This window comes from Stenotrophomonas sp. 8(2023) (assembly GCF_030345295.1).
Classification (GTDB): Bacteria; Pseudomonadota; Gammaproteobacteria; order Xanthomonadales; family Xanthomonadaceae; genus Stenotrophomonas; species Stenotrophomonas muris.
Genome location: NZ_CP128404.1, coordinates 3,018,278 through 3,035,694, shown reverse-complemented (window position 1 = coordinate 3,035,694; position 17,417 = coordinate 3,018,278). Strand labels below are relative to the sequence as shown.

The window sequence follows — 17,417 nt, the reverse complement described above, 5'->3', positions numbered from 1 at the left end:
ACGCGCCAGCACATTCGCGCTGGCGCTCCCATGATCTGCTTCGGCAGATCATGGGCCCCGCTTCACGGGTCTCCAGACCCCGCCGCTTCGCGGCAGCCCCTGACTCAGGGGCGTGTCCCCAGAAGTATCTCGCCGCCCCCACAGCCAGTGAGCCCGCATGAGCGATAGCCCGCACCTCCCCGAAGCCTGCGACCTGCTCATCGAAGCCGGTTACGTCGTTCCGATCGAGCCGCATGCGGTGGTGCTGGAAGACCATGCCGTTGCCGTGCGTGGCAGCGAGATCGTGGCCATCCTGCCGCGTGCCGAGGCGCGCGCACGCTTCCGCGCCACCCAGGTGGTGAGCCGACCCGAGGCTGCGCTGATGCCGGGCCTGGTCAACGCGCACACGCACAACCCGATGACCCTGCTGCGCGGCGTTGCCGACGACCTGCCGCTGATGACCTGGCTGCAGCAGCACATCTGGCCGGTGGAAGCGGCGGTGATCGGCCCCGAGTTCGTTGCCGACGGCACCACCCTGGCCATCGCCGAGATGCTGCGCGGCGGCACCACCTGCGCCAACGAGAACTACTTCTTCGGCGACGTGCAGGCCGCGGTCTACAAGAAACACGGTTTCCGCGCGCTGGTGGGCGCGGTCATCATCGATTTCCCCACCGCCTGGGCCAAGACCGATGATGAGTACTTCGCCAAGGCCGGTGAACTGCACGACCAGTGGCGCACCGATCCGCTGATCGGCACCGCGTTCGCGCCGCATGCGCCTTACACGGTCAACGATGCCAACTTCGAGCGGGTGCGGATGCTGTCCGACCAGCTCGACATGCAGGTGCACCTGCATACCCACGAGACCGCGCAGGAAATCAACGATTCGATCAGGCTGCACGGCCAGCGCCCGCTGGCGCGGCTGGATCGGCTCGGCCTGGTCAACGACCGCCTGATCGCGGTGCACATGACCCAGCTGACCGATGCGGAAATCCACCTGTGCGCCGAACGTGGCGTCAGCGTGGTGCATTGCCCGGAATCCAACCTGAAGCTGGCCTCCGGTTTCTGCCCGGCCTGCGCCCTGCAGCGCGCAGGCGTGAACCTGGCGATCGGTACCGATGGCTGCGCCAGCAACAACGACCTGGACATGTTCAGCGAGAACCGCACCGCGGCGATCCTGGCCAAGGCCGTGGCCGACGACGCCACTGCACTGGACGCGGCAACCACGCTGCGCGCGTCCACGCTGGGTGGCGCACGCGCGCTGGGCTTCGGCGACCGCATCGGCTCGATCGAAGTCGGCAAGCAGGCCGACCTGGTCTGCGTTGATCTGTCCGCGCTGGAAACACAGCCGCTGCACAACGTGCTGTCGCAGCTGGTGTACGCCACCGGCCGCCAGCAGGTCAGCGATGTCTGGATCGCCGGCAAGCCGAAGCTGGTGCAGCGCGAGCTGGTCGGCATGGACCTGCCGGGCATCATCGCCAACGCGCGCCAGTGGCGCGAGCGCATCCGCCATATCCGCGCCTGAACCCTGGCGCCGCAAGGACATCCCCCATGACTGCCCCCCACGCTTCCTCAAATTTCGATCAGGCCGAGCTGGACAAGTTCGCCGCGCTGGCCAACCGCTGGTGGGACGCTGACGGCCCGCAGAAGCCGCTGCATGCGCTGAATCCGGTGCGCCTGCAGTACGTGGCTGACCGCGTGCCGCTGCGCGGCGCCCGCGTGCTCGACATCGGCTGCGGTGGCGGCCTGTTGAGCGAAGCGCTGGCCCAGGCCGGTGCTGACGTCACCGCCATCGACCTGGCCCCGGAACTGGTCAAGGTCGCGCGCCTGCATGCGCTGGAAAGCGGCGCCCAGGTCGATTACCGGGTGCAGGCGGCCGAGGATCTGGCCGCCGAGCAGCCAGCCAGCTTCGATGTGGTCACCTGCATGGAAATGCTGGAGCACGTGCCGGACCCGGGCGCGATCATCGAGGCCTGCAAGCGCCTGCTGAAGCCGGGCGGCCACCTGTTCCTGTCGACCATCAACCGCACCGCCGCCGCGTTCGCGGTGGCGATCGTCGGCGCCGAGTACGTGGCGCGCCTGCTGCCCAAGGGCACGCACCACTACCAGGAATTCATCAAGCCGGCCGAGCTGGCGCGCTGGCTGCGCGAGGCCGACCTGCAGCTGGTGGATGTCAGCGGCATGGCCTACGAGCCGTGGCGCAACCATGCCCGCCTGAGCAGCCGCACCGACATCAACTATCTGGCCTACGCGGTCAAGCCGGAATGACCGCCGCCCGCTTCCCGCGTGCGGTGCTGTTCGACCTGGACGGCACCCTGCTGGACAGCGCGCCGGACTTCGTCGCCACCTGCAACGCGATGCTGGCCGAGCGTGGTCGTGCGCCGATCGATCCGGCGGTGCTGCGCCCGGTGGTCTCCAAGGGCTCGCGCGCGATGGTCGGGGCCGCTTTCCCGGACCTGGATGCCGCTGCGCGAGATGCACTGATTCCGGAATTCCTGCAGCGCTACGAAGCGCTGATCGGCCAGCACGCGGTGCTGTTCGATGGCGTGGCCGGCATGCTTGCCGCGCTGGATGACGCCGGCACCGTGTGGGGCATCGTCACCAACAAGCCCGAGTACCTGGCGCGGCTGATCCTGCCGCAGCACGGCTGGCAGCAGCGCTGTGCAGTGCTGGTCGGCGGTGACAGCCTGGCCGAGCGCAAACCTCACCCGCTGCCGCTGCTGCACGCTGCGCAGGCCATTGGCGTTGCCGCCGAAGACTGCGTGTACGTGGGTGACGACGAGCGCGACATCATCGCCGCGCGGGCCGCGGCCATGCCGTCGGTGGCAGCCCTGTGGGGCTACCGCCTGCACAGCGACGATCCGCTGGCCTGGCAGGCCGACGTGCTGGTCGAGAACGCTGAACTTCTTCAACTGGCCAGTCTCTGGCCGACCCGGCCGGCAGCCCCGGCCCAGCCGTAAGGAATGGTGTAGTGAGCAGTACCGCGCTGGACAGTTTCCTCGACAAGTGGCGCAGCCGTTGGCCGGAATGGTCGGTGGCCGCCCCGTTCGTGGCCGAATCGCAACGCGAGCTTGCAGTGGCGTGGTTCGCGCTGCTGCAGGAGTTCGACGACATGCTCAACACCAGCGGCGATCCGCTGCCGGCCGACGCCAAGCTGGCGTGGTGGGGCGAGGAGCTGCGCAGCTGGGCGGGACATCGCTCGCGCCATCCGCTGGGCAGGCTGCTGGAGCCGGTGCGTGCACCGTGGGCCCAGTTGGCCGAAGCACTTCCGGATCTGGTTGAAGCGCGCACGGTCGCGCTGGATGCGGCCGGCGCCGAGCGCGCGCTGGCGAACTACGCCGAGGCCGTAGCCGCGGTGGAGGCGGCCTTGTTCGCTGACAAGCCGCGCACCGGCGCCGGTCGTGCGGTGCAGCTGCAGACCCTGGCGCAGCGCCTGCAGGACGCTGGCGTGGCGGGTGTGCCGCGCAGCCTGCTGGACGAGGACGCCAGCAATGCCGCACAGCGCTGGGCGCAGCATCTGTTGAAGGGGTGGGGCACCCGCGTGCCCGGCCCGCGCCCGCGCCGTGTGTGGTCCAGCCTGGCGCGTGCGCGGGTGGCGGCACAGGCCGCAGGCAAGCCGATCGAGGCCACCCCGGTGCGCACCCTGCTGCGCGTGTGGTGGGCCGCGCGCGGTTGATCCAACGTACCTGGTAGTGCCGGCCGCTGGCCGGCATCCAGCAGGGCGCGGAAGAGGATGAGGTTGCCGGCCAGCGGCCGGCACTACCGTTACTTGCGCTCCAGCACCAGCAGCGGGTCGATACGGGTCTCGAACCAGTTCATGCCCCAGTGCAGGTGCGGGCCGGTGGCACGGCCGGTGGCGCCGACCGCAGCGATCACCTGGCCCTGTTCAACCCGGTCGCCGACCTTTACGTCGATGCGCGAGAGGTGCAGGAAGTTGGAGCTGACCCCGAAGCCGTGGTCGAGCAGCAACGTGCCGCCGGTCAGGTACAGGCCCGGGCCGGCGAAGGTGACGATGCCGGCGGCCGGTGCTTTCACCGGCGTGCCGGTCGGCACCGCGATGTCCATGCCGGAATGACCGGCACCGGGCTGGCCGTTGTACACGCGGGCATTGCCGAAGCGGCCGCTGATGCGGCCCTGCACCGGCCAGATGAAGGTCTGGGTGAAGTCGGTGCGGTCGTCATCGCGGGCGCGTGCGGCGGTCACCTGCGCCTGTTCGCGCTTGATCCGCTCGGCAATCGCCGGCGGCGGGTTGACCGTCTTCGGCGGCACGCCATTGACCCGCTCTGTGGGCCAGTCGCGCGGCGTCACCGCAATGGTCGCGGTCTCGCTGCCACCATCGGGGCGCTGCACCTGCACGCGCAGCGGGCCCTTCTCGTCACGGCCGATGCCGAACACCACGCTGCCGTAGCCGCTCACCCGCAGCTGGCGACCGGCGTACTGCACGCGGCTGCCGGCGGGAACCTTGCCGATCACCAGTGCGCCCTGCGACGCACTGGCCGGGAACACCACGCGGCTGTCGATCAGGCTGCCAATGCCATCCTGCGCCTGCGCCGCGGGTACGGAAAACAGGGGCGCGGCCAGCAGCGACCCGATCAGAAGTGCCGAGCGCATCAGCGGTCGTAGGTCATGCGCTGGCCGGCGGGTTCGCCCACCAGGTTGCTGCCGTCCCACACCAGCTGGCCGTTGACCCAGGTGGAGGCGACGCGCGAACGGAAGGTGGTGCCCTCAAACGGCGACCAGCCGCACTTGGACAGCACGTCCTCGCGCTTGACCGTGAACGGCACGTCTTCGACCAGGACCAGATCGGCGAAGTAGCCTTCGCGCAGGAAACCACGTTCTTCAACGTCGAACAGCTGCGCCGGGGCGTGGGCGAACTTCTGCACCACCTGCTCGCGGGTCAGCTTGCCTTCGTGCACGCGCTCCAGCGCGGCCACCAGCGCGTACTGCACCAGTGGCAGGCCGGAGGGGGCCTGCGCGTAGGGCTTCTGCTTCTCTTCCCAGGTGTGCGGCGCGTGGTCGGTAGCCAGCACGTCCAGCACGTCGTCGGCCAGCGCAGCGGTGATCGCCTCGCGGTCGGACACTTCCTTGATGGCTGGGTTGCACTTGATCAGGTTGCCCTTGGTCGCATAGTCCGGGCGCGCGAAGTGCAGGAAGTGCACGCAGGTTTCAGCGGTGATCTGCTTGCGGCTGCCATCGGCGCGGATCAGCGGGCCCTTCTCGAACAGCGCCAGTTCATCGGCGGTGGAGATGTGCAGCACGTGCAGGCGGGTGCCGTGTTTGCGCGCCAGCGACATCGCCAGGCGGGTCGACTTGATGCAGGCTTCGCGCGAACGGATGTCCGGGTGCATGTCCGGGGTCAGCGCATCGCCGTACTTTTCCTGGAAGGCCTTCAGGTTGGCATCGATCATCGGCGTGTCTTCGCAGTGCGTGATGATCGGGGTCGGGCATTCGCGGAAGATCGCGTCCAGCGTTTCGGGGTTGTCGACCAGCATGTTGCCGGTCGAAGCACCCATGAACACCTTCACGCCCGGCGCCTTCTTCGGGTCCAGCGCACGGATGGCGTCCAGGTTGTCATTGCTGGCGCCGTGGTAGAAGCCGTAGTTGGCCCAGGCGCGGCCGCGCGCGAGCTCGTACTTGGCTTCCAGGATGGTCGAATCCAGCGTCGGCGGGTTGGTGTTGGGCATGTCCATGAAGCTGGTCAGGCCACCGGCCACGGCCGCCGCCGATTCGCTGGCGATGTCGCCCTTGTGGGTCAGGCCCGGTTCGCGGAAGTGCACCTGGTCATCGATCATGCCCGGGAGCAGCCAGCGCCCGGCCGCGTCCACCACCTGCTCGCCGTCGCGCGGCGCCAGCCCGTTGCCGATCTGCGCGATGCGGCCGTTCTCGATGCGCAGGTCGCCGTCGAAGGTGCGGCCTTCGTTGACCATGCGGGCATTGGTGATGAGGGTGGAGGACATGTCAGTGTTTTCCTGTGCAACGGCAAGAGGGGGCGTTGGGGGACTCGGGCACGGGGTCGAAGCCGCCGGGATGGAACGGGTGGCAGCGGCCCAGCCTGCGCGCAGCCAGCCAGCTGCCGCGCAGCGGGCCGTGCCGCGAGATCGCGTCCATCGCGTATTCAGAACAGCTCGGCACGAAACGGCAGCGGGGCCCCAGCAAGGGGCTGATGAAGCGCTTGTAGAAGCGCAGCAGGGCGATGAGCAGGCGCGAGATCACCCAGTCATCTTATGCCAGTTGGCATGAAGGCCGCATTTGTGCAGGATGGGCCGTTGGTCGCATGTCGCCGATGGCCTGCGACCGGTACCAGCACCGTCGGGTGCTGGCCAGGTTCCGTACCGCGCAAGGCGGTCCGTGTTCGTCGGACTGCCCATTGGGCGCCTTGGCTCCAGGACTGAATGGAGCAGGGTGCCGAGGTTGCTGCTGCGGGTCGGGTAGGCTATAAAGGCCCGCTTTCCCGGGCCCCGGGGAATCCAAGGAAGAGCGTTTCGTGGCTGCTAAAAAAACTGCAAAGAAGGCCGCAACGGCCGCCAAGAAAACCGCCAAGCCTGTTGTGAAGAAGTTGGCGGCAAAGCCCGTTGCCAAGAAGCCGGCGAGCAAGCCGGCGACCAAGGCAGCGTCCTCGCAACCGGCGGCCAGGAAGGCCACCGCAAAGAAAACGCCGGTCAAGGCAACCAAGCCGGTGGCGAAGAAAGCCGCTGCGCCCGCCAAGGCCAAGCCAGCCGCTGCCAGCAAGAAGGCGCCGGTGAAAAAGGCCGTCAGCAAGGCTGCGCCGGTGAAGAAGACCGTCGCCAAGCCGGTGGTCAAGAAGGCAGCAGCCAAGCCGGCGCCGAAGGCGGTGGTGAAGAAGGCTGCAGCCAAGCCGGTCGCCAAGCCGGCGGCAAAGAAGGTCGCTGCGGCCAAGCCGGTCGCCACGCCTGCCGCTGCAAAGAAGGTTGCCAAGAATGTTGCCGCACCGGCCGTAAAGCCGGCCCCGGCCCCAGTAGTGAAGTCCGCACCGAAGCCTGCTGCCAAGCCGGCTCCGGCCAAGCCTGTCCCGGCCAAGACCGTGGCAGTGGCAGCAGCCCAACCGGCCCCCAAGCCGGCCCCGGCCGCCGCTCCTGCCGCTTCGAAGGCCCCGCAATCCAAGAATCCCGTGCCCGTTTCGAAATCGCCTGCCAAAACCGCCGTGAAATCCGATTCCGCCCCGAAGACCGTGTCGCGCCCTGTCGGCAAGGTTGCCGTGGCCGTCGCCGCCCGCTCGGCAGCACCGGCCCCGCGCAGCAAGTACAAGGTGGTCGAATACAAGACCGACGAGGCCACCGGCCGCCCGATCCTGCCGGCTGGCTACAAGCCGTCCTCGGAAGAGGAATACATGAGCCCGCTGCAACAGGAGTATTTCCGCCAGCGCCTGCAGAACTGGCGCGCGGACCTGGTGGAAGAGTCCAAGCAGACCATCGAGAACCTGCGCGAGGAAGTGCGTGACATCGGCGACGAAGCCGAGCGCGCGACCCGCGAGACCGAGAACTCGCTGGAACTGCGTACCCGCGACCGCTACCGCAAGCTGATCGGCAAGATCGACAGCACCCTGAAGCGCCTGGAAGCGGGCGACTACGGTTACTGCGTCGACACCGGCGAAGAAATCGGCCTGGAGCGCCTGGAGGCGCGCCTGACCGCCGAGCGCACCATCGATGCCCAGGAGCGTTGGGAGCATCTGCAGAAGCAGCAGGGCGACTGATTCCTGATCGTTGTCTGGTCATGCAGAAAACCCGGCTTCGGCCGGGTTTTTTGTTGGGTTCGAGTTGGCTGTGTAGAGCGCCTTCCGGGTATCGGGTGGAGCCTGCGGGTGGGTCCGATGTAGAGCCGAGCCCACGCTCGGCTCAGGCCGAAGCCGGAGGGCAAGGAAGAGCAAAAGCAAAAGCAAAGGCAGCCAAGCATGGCTTGGCTCTATCAGGAGCGGTCATGCGTGCGCTCGCGGCTGTTGAGTCCGCCTTGTAGCGAGCCGAGCACCGCAGGGGAATCAGGGGCGAAGAGGCGGCTCTATCCTGTAGAGCCGACTGCTGGTCGGCTGGCTCTCCGCGTCGTCCCCTGATTCACCGAGGAGCACAGGGCACCGGCGCGCAGCGCCGGCTCGCGGATGGCGGCGTGTTTCTTTGGTTACTTTTCTTTTCGCGCGAAAAGAAACGTGACACCCCACCGCGGTCGCGGAAAGAGCCCGCCGGGCATGGCCCGGCGCGTGGGCGCACGGAAATACGCAGCCGAGCATGGGCTCGGCTCTACAGGCTCACTGCAGGTCGCGAAGATTCAACTTCCGCAGCGTCGGGTTCTTCCACGCGGTGATCCCGGCCACGCTCAGCACCGCGAACCCGCCCAGCACCACGGCCGGTACCAGGCCGAGCAGCTTCGCCATCGTGCCGGCATAGAACGCACCCAGCTCGTTGGACGAACTGATGAAGATGCCGTTGATCGACGATACGCGACCGCGCATTTCTTCCGGCGTGGCCAGCTGCAGGATGGTCGAGCGGATCACCACCGAGACGCCATCGAAGGCGCCGTAGAACAGCAGGATCAGCGCCGACAGCCAGAAGTGCTGCGACAGCCCGAAGCTGATCACGCACAGGCCGAAGCCGGCCACCGCGAACAGCAGCACGCGGCCGGCATTGCGGTGCAGCGGGTGGCGGGCCAGCCACAGGCCCACGCACACCGAGCCCAGCGCCGGCATCGCGCGCAGGATGCCCAGGCCTTCCGGGCCGTGGTGCAGGATTTCGTGCAGGAACGCCGGCAGCATCGCCACCACGCCGCCCAGCAGCACCGAGAACATGTCCAGCGCCATCGCGCCGACCATGATCCGGTTGCCGACCACGAAACGCGCGCCTTCGGCGATGCTCTTGAAGATCGGCGCGGCAGGGCCGGTGTGCACCGGCTCCTCCACCTTCAGCGTGGCCAGACAGGCCATCGCCACCAGCGCGAAGGCGGTGGCCACCGCGTAGGACAGGCCCTTGCCACCGAAGCCGACCAGCACGCCGCCCAGTGCCGGGCCGGCGATCATGCCGGCCTGGAATACCACCGCGCCCAGGCCGGCGCCACGCGCGAACTGGTCACGGGCCAGTACGCGGGCGAACAGGGCGTTGTAGATCGGCGACAGGAAGGCGCGGACCATGCCGGTCAGCGCAATGGCTGCGTAGATCGGCCACACGCCGTCGATCGGCAGCCAGCCCATGGCCACGCTGGTCAATACCAGTGCGGTGGCGATCAGTCCGCAACAGGCGACCATGCCCAGGCGGCGGCGCGGCAGGTGATCCACCAGGTAACCGGCGAACGGCGCCACGCAGAAGAACGGCAGCACCTCGGCCAGGCCGATCAGGCCCAGCGAGAACGGATTGCGGGTGACTTCGTAGATGTGCCAGCCGACGGTGACCGCGACCACCTGGTAGGACAGCATCGCGAAGATGCGGTACGCCAGCAGCCTGGCGAAACCGGGCCGGGACAGCAGGCCCAGCGCGCTGTCTTCGGCTGTGGCAGGCTCGCTCACGACGGGTCGCGCTGCAGCTGGGCCTGCGCGGTCTCGCGGATGAAGGCCAGCATCGCCGCCACGCCGTTGCTGCGGGTCGGCGAGAGGTGGCGGGCCAGGCCGATGTCCTGGATGTAGCTCGGCTCGGTAGCCAGGATCTCCTGCGCCGAGCGCCCGGAGTACACACGCAGGGCCAGGAAGATCAGGCCTGAGACAATCGCCGAATCACTGATGGCATGGAAGCGCAGCGACTGCGCGTTGCCTTCGGGCACGATCCAGACCATCGACTGGCAGCCGAGCAGGCGATGCTCTTCGGTCTTCCATTCTTCCGGGAAGGCCGGCAGCTTGCGGCCGAGGTCGATCAGGTACTGGTAACGCTCGGACCAGTCGCCGAAGAAGCCGAATTCCTCGGCGATGGCGGCCTGTGCCTCGGCGGCGGTGGGTTCAAGCGGGAACGGGGAGTCGATCACAACAGTCTCTACGGTGGGGGCGTGGCCGGCGTACCGGCCACGGGGCAGGGCGGGTCAGCCGCGCTTGCGCGACCAGCGCACGCCCTGCGGGGTGTCTTCCAGCACGATGCCTTCGGCGGCCAGCTGGTCGCGGATGGCATCGGAACGGGCGAAGTCGCGCGCCTTCTTGGCCGCAGCGCGCTCGTCGATCAGGCCCTGGATGCGGGCATCGTCGCCGCCGTCGCTGGCCGCAGTGCCGAACCACTGCGCTGGATCGGCCTGCAGCAGGCCCAGTGCCAGTCCGGCGCCGAGCAGTTCACCCTTCAGGCGCGCCTGCTCGGCCGGATCGGTGGCACGACGCGCATCGGCGGCGATGCGGGCCACTTCGGCCAGTGCCTGCGGGGTGTTCAGATCGTCATCCAGAGTCGCTTCGACCGTGGCCGGGATCGCAACGACCGCCTCGACTGACGCCAGTTCGCGCAAGGTGCCGTACAGGCGGTCCAGGGTGCGCACCGACTGTTCGATCAGGCCATCGGACCAGTCCAGCGGTTGCCGGTAGTGGGCCGACAGCAGGGCCAGGCGCAGTGCTTCCGGCGGGTGCTGGCGCACCAGGTCGTGCACGCGCTCGATGTTGCCCAGCGACTTGCTCATCTTGGCGCCGCCGAAGTTGAGCATGCCGTTGTGCAGCCAGAAGCGGGCGAAGATCTTGCCGCCGTGGGCGCACTCGCTCTGCGCAAGCTCGTTCTCGTGGTGCGGGAACTGCAGGTCGACGCCGCCGGCATGGATGTCGATGGTCTCGCCCAGGTGGGCGGCGGCCATTGCCGAGCACTCGATGTGCCAGCCCGGGCGGCCACGGCCCCAGGGCGACGCCCAGCCGGGCAGGTCGTCGCTGGACGGCTTCCACAGCACGAAATCACCCGGATCACGCTTGTACGGGGCCACGTCGACACGGGCGCCGGCCAGCATTTCGTCCGGATCGCGGCGAGAGAGCTTGCCGTAGCCATCGAAGCTGGCCACCGCGAACAGCACGTGGCCTTCGGCAGCGTAGGCATGCCCGTTGGCGATCAGCTGCTCGATCATGGTGATGATCTGCGGAATGTGCGCGGTCACCTCCGGCTCGATGTCCGGCGGCACCACGCCCAGCGCGGCCATGTCCTCACGGTAGGCGGCGGCGAACCTGTCGGTGATGGTGCTGATCGGTACGCCCTGCTCGCGCGCGGCGGTGTTGATCTTGTCGTCCACGTCCGTGATGTTGCGCGCGTAGCGCAGGCTACCGAAACGGCGCCGCAGCAGGTCGGCCAGCACCCCGAACACCACCGGGCCACGGGCGTTGCCGATGTGCACGTAGTTGTAGACCGTCGGGCCGCACACATACAGGGTCGGACAGGCCGGATCGAGCGGGGTGAACGGTTCGAGCTGGCGAGTCAGGTTGTTGTGCAGGCGCAGGGTCATGGGGCTGTGGCTGGGGGACAAGCCTGTGATTTTAGAACGTGTCGGCCCCCTTTGGGGGCACCCGTTGCCACCGGTGGACGCCGGGGCCACCCGGGGTGGGGTGGGCAGGAGCGGCGTGGACGGGTAATGTTCAGCCCCTTGCGCTCGCCACTGCCTACACTATTGCCGTGTCCTTGCTCCCGTCGCCAATGAAATCCACCGCGTTGCTGACCCTGGCCTGCCTGTCGGCGCTGCCCGCCGTGGTGCTGGCGCAGGAGGCCGAGCCCCGCAACCGGGTGGTGATCGTTGAGAACGTGAAGTTCGACTACGCCCAGGTGCTGAACGTGGAGCCGGTGTTCCAGACCCTGCGCGCGACCCGCACCGAGGAGCACTGCGAGCCGGTGTCGACCCGGACCCTGGCCCCGGTGAACGTGACCGGCGAGGAGCCGGTCGAGGACAAGGGCCGGATCAGCCGCTTCTGGGACTCGGTGCGCTCGATGTTCAAGCGCAGCGACGAAGAGGCCGTTGAGGAGCCCGGAGCCGAGACGCCGGCCCCGGCACCGGCCAACACTGGCCCGATGCTGACCCGCGACTGCCGCATCGTGCCGGTGGGGCGTGAATTCCGCCGGCCCATCGCCTACGACGTGGATTACGTCTACAAGGGCACCAAGTACCGTTCGCGGCTGCCGGAAGACCCCGGCAACCGGCTCAAGATCCGGGTGTCGATCACGCCCTGGGTCGGCCCGGAGCAGGGCACGGCCAGCAATCCCTGATTCTGGGACCCCGGCCCTTGCGCCGGCCTCGGCCGCATGCAAAGATGGTTGACCATGAAGCTCACCGACTTCCAGCACGACAGCAGCGCAGCCCGACAGGCGTCGGGCATGACCTCGCGTGCGCGTCGACCGGAACCCCACATCCTCGCTGGGTAACCGGAGCTTTTTGCTGTTCGTCCGAAAAAACCCAGCCCGCCGGCTGGGTTTTTTCGTTTCCGCGCTTCGAAAATGCATCTTCTGAAAGCTGCAACTGCAATCTTCCCGCTCCACCTTTGATTCCTGTTTTCCCTTCCACCGCGTCGAAACCGGCGCCGCCACGCAAGGAAAGATGATGTCCCCCAAGCACTTCCTGAACACCCAGGACTGGAGCCGCAGCGATCTCGACGCGCTGTTGACCCAGGCGGCGCTGTTCAAGCGCAACAAGCTCGGCGACCAGCTCAAGGGCAAGTCGATCGCGCTGGTGTTCTTCAACCCGTCCATGCGCACCCGCACCAGCTTCGAACTGGGCGCGTTCCAGCTCGGTGCCCACGCGGTGGTGCTGCAGCCGGGCAAGGATGCGTGGCCGATCGAGTTCAACCTCGGCACGGTGATGGACGGCGATACCGAAGAGCACATCGCTGAAGTGGCCAAGGTGCTGGGTCGCTACTGCGACATCATCGCCGTGCGTGCGTTCCCCAAGTTCATCGACTGGGCCTACGACCGCCAGGACATCGTCCTCAACAGCTTCGCCAGGTACTCGCCGGTGCCGGTCATCAACATGGAGACCATCACCCACCCGTGCCAGGAGCTGGCCCACATCATGGCCCTGCAGGAGCACTTCGGCACCCAGGACCTGCGTGGCAAGAAGTACGTGCTGACCTGGACCTACCACCCCAAGCCGCTGAACACCGCCGTTGCCAATTCGGCGCTGACCATCGCCACCCGCATGGGCATGGACGTGACCCTGCTGTGCCCGACCGCCGACTACATCCTCGACGAGCGTTACATGGGCTGGGCCGAGCAGAACGTGGCCGAGAGCGGCGGCTCGCTGAAGATCAGCCATGACATCGACAGCGCCTACGCCGGCGCCGACGTGGTCTACGCCAAGAGCTGGGGCGCGCTGCCGTTCTTCGGCAACTGGGAACCGGAGAAGCCGATCCGCGACCAGTTCAAGCACTTCATCGTGGACGAGCGGAAGATGGCGCTGACCAACAATGGTGTGTTCAGCCACTGCCTGCCGCTGCGCCGCAACGTGAAGGCCACCGACGCGGTGATGGATTCGCCGCAGTGCATCGCCATCAACGAAGCCGAGAACCGCCTGCACGTGCAGAAGGCGATCATGGCGGCGGTTGCCGGGCGCTAGATCGAACAAGGGGTAGAGCCGACCGTTGGTCGGCTGCTCCCGCAGCGGCGCATCCAATATTCCAGCCGACCAACGGTCGGCTCTACCGAATTCCCATCCCCCAAGTGGACCTGACCCCCATGAGCAACAAAGACGTCGTTCTCGCCTTCTCCGGCGGCCTGGATACCAGCTTCTGCGTGCCGTACCTGCAGGAGCGCGGCTACAACGTGCACACCGTGTTCGCCGACACCGGCGGCGTCGATGATGAAGAGCGTGACTTCATCGAGAAGCGCGCCGCCGAACTGGGCGTGGCGAGCCACCTTACCGTCAACGGTGGCCCGGCCATCTGGGAAGGCTTCGTCAAGCCGTTCGTGTGGGCCGGCGAAGGCTACCAGGGCCAGTACCCGCTGCTGGTCTCGGACCGCTACCTGATCGTCGATGCCGCGCTGAAGCGTGCTGCCGAGCTGGGCACCAACATCATCGCCCACGGTTGCACCGGCATGGGCAACGACCAGGTCCGCTTCGACCTGGCCGTGAAGGCGCTGGGCGACTACCAGATCATCGCGCCGATCCGCGAGATCCAGAAGGAACACACCCAGACCCGCGCCTACGAGCAGAAGTACCTGGAAGAGCGTGGCTTCGGCGTGCGCGCCAAGCAGCAGGCCTACACCATCAACGAGAACCTGCTGGGCCTGACCATGTCCGGCGGCGAGATCGACCGGTGGGAAGCTCCGGGCGAGGGCGCGCGTGGCTGGTGCGCACCGCGCAGCGAGTGGCCGGAGCAGGCCCTGACCGTGACCCTGAAGTTCGTTGAAGGCGAAGCCGTCGAACTGGACGGCAAGGCGCTGCCGGGCGACCAGATCCTGGCCCAGCTCAACAAGCTGTTCGCCCCGTACGGCGTGGGCCGCGGCGTCTACACCGGCGACACCGTGATCGGCCTGAAGGGCCGCATCGTGTTCGAGGCCCCGGGCCTGGTTTCGCTGCTGGCCGCACACCGTGCGCTGGAAGATGCGGTGCTGACCAAGCAGCAGAACCGCTTCAAGCCGGACGTGGCACGCAAGTGGGTGGAGCTGGTGTACGAAGGCTTCTACCACGACCCGCTGAAGACCGACATCGAAGCCTTCCTGAAGTCCTCGCAGGCCAAGGTCAACGGTGAAGTGGTGCTGGAAACCCGTGGTGGCCGCGTCGATGCGGTGGCCGTGAAGTCGCCGCACCTGCTCAACACCAAGGGCGCCACCTACGCGCAGTCGGCCGACTGGGGCGTGGAGGAGGCTGAAGGCTTCATCAAGCTGTTCGGCATGAGCTCCACTGTCTATGCGCAGGTCAATCGCGGTTGACCTGTGACGGGGTGCCGGCCGCTGGCCGGCGCCTCGCAACGTCGATGGAGGGTAGTGCCGGCCGCTGGCCGGCTCGTGGCACGGCTGGATCATTGCGGAGCTGGCCAGCGGCCGGCACTACCGATTTCGAACCCTACGGATATTCAGACACATGCTTGAACAGACGCTCGATCACCTGCAGGCGCTGGTGTCCTTCGACACCCGCAACCCGCCGCGTGCGATCACCACCGGTGGCATCTTCGATTACCTGCGCGACAACCTGCCCGGCTTCAACGTCGAGGTGATCGACCATGGCGCGGGCGCAGTCAGCCTGTACGCCGTGCGCGGGACGCCGAAGTACCTGTTCAACGTGCACCTGGACACCGTGCCGGACTCGCCGCACTGGAGTGCCGACCCGCATGTGATGCGCCGCCTGGACGACCGCGTGGTCGGCCTGGGCGTGTGTGACATCAAGGGCGCCGCCGCTGCGCTGGTGGCGGCGGCCAATGCCAGCGATGGCGATGCCGCCTTCCTGTTCTCCAGCGACGAGGAAGCCAACGATCCGCGCTGTATCGCCGCGTTCCTGGCCCGTGGCCTGCCGTATGAAGCGGTGCTGGTGGCCGAGCCGACCATGAGTGAAGCGGTGCTGGCGCATCGTGGCATCAGCTCGGTGCTGATGCAGTTCGCCGGCCGTGCCGGCCATGCGTCCGGCAAGCAGGACGCGGCCGCCAGCGCGCTGCACCAGGCCATGCGCTGGGGCAACCGTGCACTGGACCATGTGGAATCGCTGGCCTCGGCCCGCTTCGGCGGGCTGACCGGCCTGCGCTTCAACATCGGTCGCGTCGAAGGCGGGATCAAGGCCAACATGATCGCACCGGCTGCTGAGGTGCGCTTCGGGTTCCGCCCGCTGCCGTCGATGGACATCGATGGCCTGCTGGCGACCTTCGCCGGTTTCGCCGAACCGGAAGCCGCCGTGTTCACCGAAACGTTCCGTGGCCCCACCCTGCCGGCCGGTGACATCGCCGAGGCCGAGAACCGCCGCCTGCTGGCGCGCGATGTGGCCGATGCGCTGGAGCTGCCGATCGGCAACGCGGTGGACTTCTGGACCGAGGCCTCGCTGTTCTCCGCCGGTGGCTACACCACGCTGGTGTTCGGCCCGGGCGACATCGCCCAGGCCCACACCGCCGATGAGTTCGTGACGCTGGAGCAGCTGCAGCGCTACACCGACGCCGTGCATCGCATCATCGCCGCCGGCGCCTGATCGACCCTACAACGCCGCCCGGCCCTGGCCGGGTGGAACTGCAACGCGGCGACCGCCGCCTGTGACGAAACCGAAATGTCTCCTGCCCTCCAGCCCCACCGCCAGACCCGCCAGACCATCGTGCGCCTGCTTTCCAGCATGGCCAGCGCGAAGGAGATCAGCCAGTACCTCAAGCGCTTCTCGCAGCTGGACGCCAAGCGCTTCGCCGTGGTCAAGGTCGGCGGCGCGGTGCTGCGCGACGACCTCGACGCGCTGACCTCTTCGCTGTCGTTCCTGCAGGAAGTCGGGCTGACCCCGATCGTGCTGCACGGCGCCGGCCCGCAGCTGGATGCCGAACTGTCGGCCGCCGGCATCGAGAAGCAGACCGTCAACGGCCTGCGCGTGACGTCGCCGGAAGCGCTGGCGATCGTGCGCCGGGTGTTCCAGCAGTCCAACCTGCGCCTGGTCGAGGCGCTGCAGCAGAACGGCGCGCGCGCCACCTCGATCACCGGCGGCGTGTTCGAGGCCGAGTACCTGGACGTGGACACCTACGGCCTGGTCGGCGAGGTGAAGAAGGTCAACCTGGCACCGATCGAGGCCAGCCTGCGTGCCGGGTCGATCCCGGTCATCACCAGCCTGGGCGAGACCGCTGGCGGCCAGATCCTCAACGTCAACGCCGACTTCGCCGCCAACGAGCTGGTGCAGGAACTGCAGCCATACAAGATCATCTTCCTGACCGGCACTGGCGGCCTGCTGGACGAGCAGGGCAACGTGATCGATTCGATCAACCTGTCTACCGAGTACGACCACCTGATCGCGCAGCCGTGGATCCACGGCGGCATGAGGGTGAAGATCGAACAGATCAAGGATCTGCTCGATCGCCTGCCGCTGGAATCGTCGGTGTCGATCACCCGCCCGGCCGACCTGGCCAAGGAACTGTTCACCCACAAGGGTTCGGGGACGCTGGTGCGCAAGGGCGAGAAGGTGCTGCGCGCCACCGCCTGGAACGCGCTGGACCTGCCGCGCCTGAAGGGCCTGATCGAATCCAGCTTCGGCCGCACCCTGGTGCCGGAGTACTTCGAAAAGACGAAGCTGCTGCGCGCCTACGTCAGCGAGAACTACCGCACCGCGGTGATCCTCACCGACGAGGCCGAGGGCGTGTACCTGGACAAGTTCGCCGTGCTCGACGATGCGCAGGGCGAGGGCCTGGGCCGCGCGGTCTGGAACGTGATGCTGGAGGAAACCCCGCAGCTGTTCTGGCGTTCGCGCCATGGCAATCCGATCAACCACTTCTATTACGCTGAATCCGACGGCTGCTACAAGCAGGACCACTGGAAGGTGTTCTGGTTCGGCGCCGACGGCATCGACCGGATCAAGACCTATGTCGACCATTGCGCCCGGCGCGCGCCGAGCCTGCAGGGCTGAAC

General features: G+C 67.5%; 16 protein-coding genes. 10 read left to right on the top strand and 6 right to left on the bottom strand.

Features of this window, described 5'->3' with window-relative positions:
* Nucleotides 1-157: 157 nt before the first annotated feature.
* The 4 genes from QP609_RS14250 to QP609_RS14235 are packed head-to-tail and all read left to right on the top strand — an operon-like array spanning nt 158 to nt 3,652.
* Entirely contained in the window at nt 158-1,501 is a 1,344-nt protein-coding gene (locus QP609_RS14250) for a TRZ/ATZ family hydrolase (RefSeq protein WP_014647801.1), read from the top strand.
* Between the two features lie 26 nt (nt 1,502-1,527).
* Complete coding sequence (ubiG, locus tag QP609_RS14245; protein ID WP_197621782.1) at nt 1,528-2,244, top strand: bifunctional 2-polyprenyl-6-hydroxyphenol methylase/3-demethylubiquinol 3-O-methyltransferase UbiG; 717 nt, start codon at nt 1,528-1,530, stop codon at nt 2,242-2,244.
* Nucleotides 2,241-2,936, top strand: a complete 696-nt coding sequence (locus QP609_RS14240; protein ID WP_014647799.1) for a phosphoglycolate phosphatase — start codon at nt 2,241-2,243, stop codon at nt 2,934-2,936. Before ubiG ends, QP609_RS14240 begins: the two co-directional genes overlap by 4 nt.
* Before the next feature lie 11 nt (nt 2,937-2,947).
* Nucleotides 2,948-3,652, top strand: coding sequence for a squalene/phytoene synthase family protein (locus QP609_RS14235; protein ID WP_032956133.1), 705 nt, complete (start codon nt 2,948-2,950; stop codon nt 3,650-3,652).
* An 89-nt stretch (nt 3,653-3,741) separates the two neighbouring features.
* Here QP609_RS14235 and QP609_RS14230 read toward each other — a convergent pair whose 3' ends face one another.
* The 3 genes from QP609_RS14230 to yidD are packed head-to-tail and all read right to left on the bottom strand — an operon-like array spanning nt 3,742 to nt 6,189.
* Nucleotides 3,742-4,587, bottom strand: a complete 846-nt coding sequence (locus QP609_RS14230; protein WP_197621781.1) for a M23 family metallopeptidase — start codon at nt 4,585-4,587, stop codon at nt 3,742-3,744.
* On the bottom strand, nt 4,587-5,933 hold the full coding sequence (locus QP609_RS14225) for a dihydroorotase (protein ID WP_014647796.1): 1,347 nt from the start codon (nt 5,931-5,933) through the stop codon (nt 4,587-4,589). Before QP609_RS14225 ends, QP609_RS14230 begins: the two co-directional genes overlap by 1 nt.
* 1 nt (nt 5,934) lies before the next feature.
* Nucleotides 5,935-6,189 carry a membrane protein insertion efficiency factor YidD gene (gene yidD / locus QP609_RS14220; RefSeq protein WP_014037867.1) on the bottom strand — a complete coding sequence of 85 codons (255 nt, stop codon included), beginning with the start codon at nt 6,187-6,189 and terminating at the stop codon, nt 5,935-5,937.
* A 271-nt stretch (nt 6,190-6,460) separates the two neighbouring features.
* On the opposite strand from yidD, the gene dksA reads away from it, so the two are divergent.
* Complete coding sequence (gene dksA, locus QP609_RS14215) at nt 6,461-7,687, top strand: RNA polymerase-binding protein DksA (protein ID WP_014647794.1); 1,227 nt, start codon at nt 6,461-6,463, stop codon at nt 7,685-7,687.
* 546 nt (nt 7,688-8,233) lie between these two features.
* Here the strand turns inward: dksA and QP609_RS14210 are convergent.
* Genes QP609_RS14210 through cysS form a run of 3 tightly spaced genes read right to left on the bottom strand, consistent with a single transcriptional unit; the run spans nt 8,234 to nt 11,361 of the window.
* The gene (locus tag QP609_RS14210; RefSeq protein ID WP_032956128.1) at nt 8,234-9,481 is read right to left on the bottom strand and encodes an MFS transporter; all 1,248 of its coding nucleotides are present in this window, start codon (nt 9,479-9,481) and stop codon (nt 8,234-8,236) included.
* Nucleotides 9,478-9,930 (bottom strand): SufE family protein, encoded by a 453-nt coding sequence (locus QP609_RS14205; RefSeq protein ID WP_032956126.1) that lies wholly within the window; start codon nt 9,928-9,930, stop codon nt 9,478-9,480. The genes QP609_RS14210 and QP609_RS14205 overlap by 4 nt, the downstream gene beginning before the upstream one ends.
* A gap of 54 nt (nt 9,931-9,984) precedes the next feature.
* Nucleotides 9,985-11,361, bottom strand: coding sequence for a cysteine--tRNA ligase (gene cysS / locus QP609_RS14200; protein WP_197621723.1), 1,377 nt, complete (start codon nt 11,359-11,361; stop codon nt 9,985-9,987).
* 188 nt (nt 11,362-11,549) lie between these two features.
* Here cysS and QP609_RS14195 point away from each other — a divergent pair, with 188 nt between their 5' ends.
* The 5 genes from QP609_RS14195 to QP609_RS14175 all read left to right on the top strand — a co-directional run bounded on the left by QP609_RS14195 (nt 11,550) and on the right by QP609_RS14175 (nt 17,415).
* Entirely contained in the window at nt 11,550-12,113 is a 564-nt protein-coding gene (locus tag QP609_RS14195; RefSeq protein WP_014647790.1) for a hypothetical protein, read from the top strand.
* Between the two features lie 331 nt (nt 12,114-12,444).
* On the top strand, nt 12,445-13,455 hold the full coding sequence (locus QP609_RS14190) for an N-acetylornithine carbamoyltransferase (protein ID WP_014647788.1): 1,011 nt from the start codon (nt 12,445-12,447) through the stop codon (nt 13,453-13,455).
* 119 nt (nt 13,456-13,574) lie between these two features.
* Nucleotides 13,575-14,771 (top strand): argininosuccinate synthase, encoded by a 1,197-nt coding sequence (locus QP609_RS14185; protein ID WP_014647787.1) that lies wholly within the window; start codon nt 13,575-13,577, stop codon nt 14,769-14,771.
* Nucleotides 14,772-14,922: 151 nt separating this feature from the next.
* Entirely contained in the window at nt 14,923-16,011 is a 1,089-nt protein-coding gene (locus QP609_RS14180) for an acetylornithine deacetylase (RefSeq protein ID WP_197621062.1), read from the top strand.
* Between the two features lie 75 nt (nt 16,012-16,086).
* Nucleotides 16,087-17,415: an acetylglutamate kinase gene (locus tag QP609_RS14175; protein WP_197621061.1), complete on the top strand. Its 1,329-nt coding sequence runs from the start codon at nt 16,087-16,089 to the stop codon at nt 17,413-17,415.
* Nucleotides 17,416-17,417 lie beyond the last annotated feature (2 nt).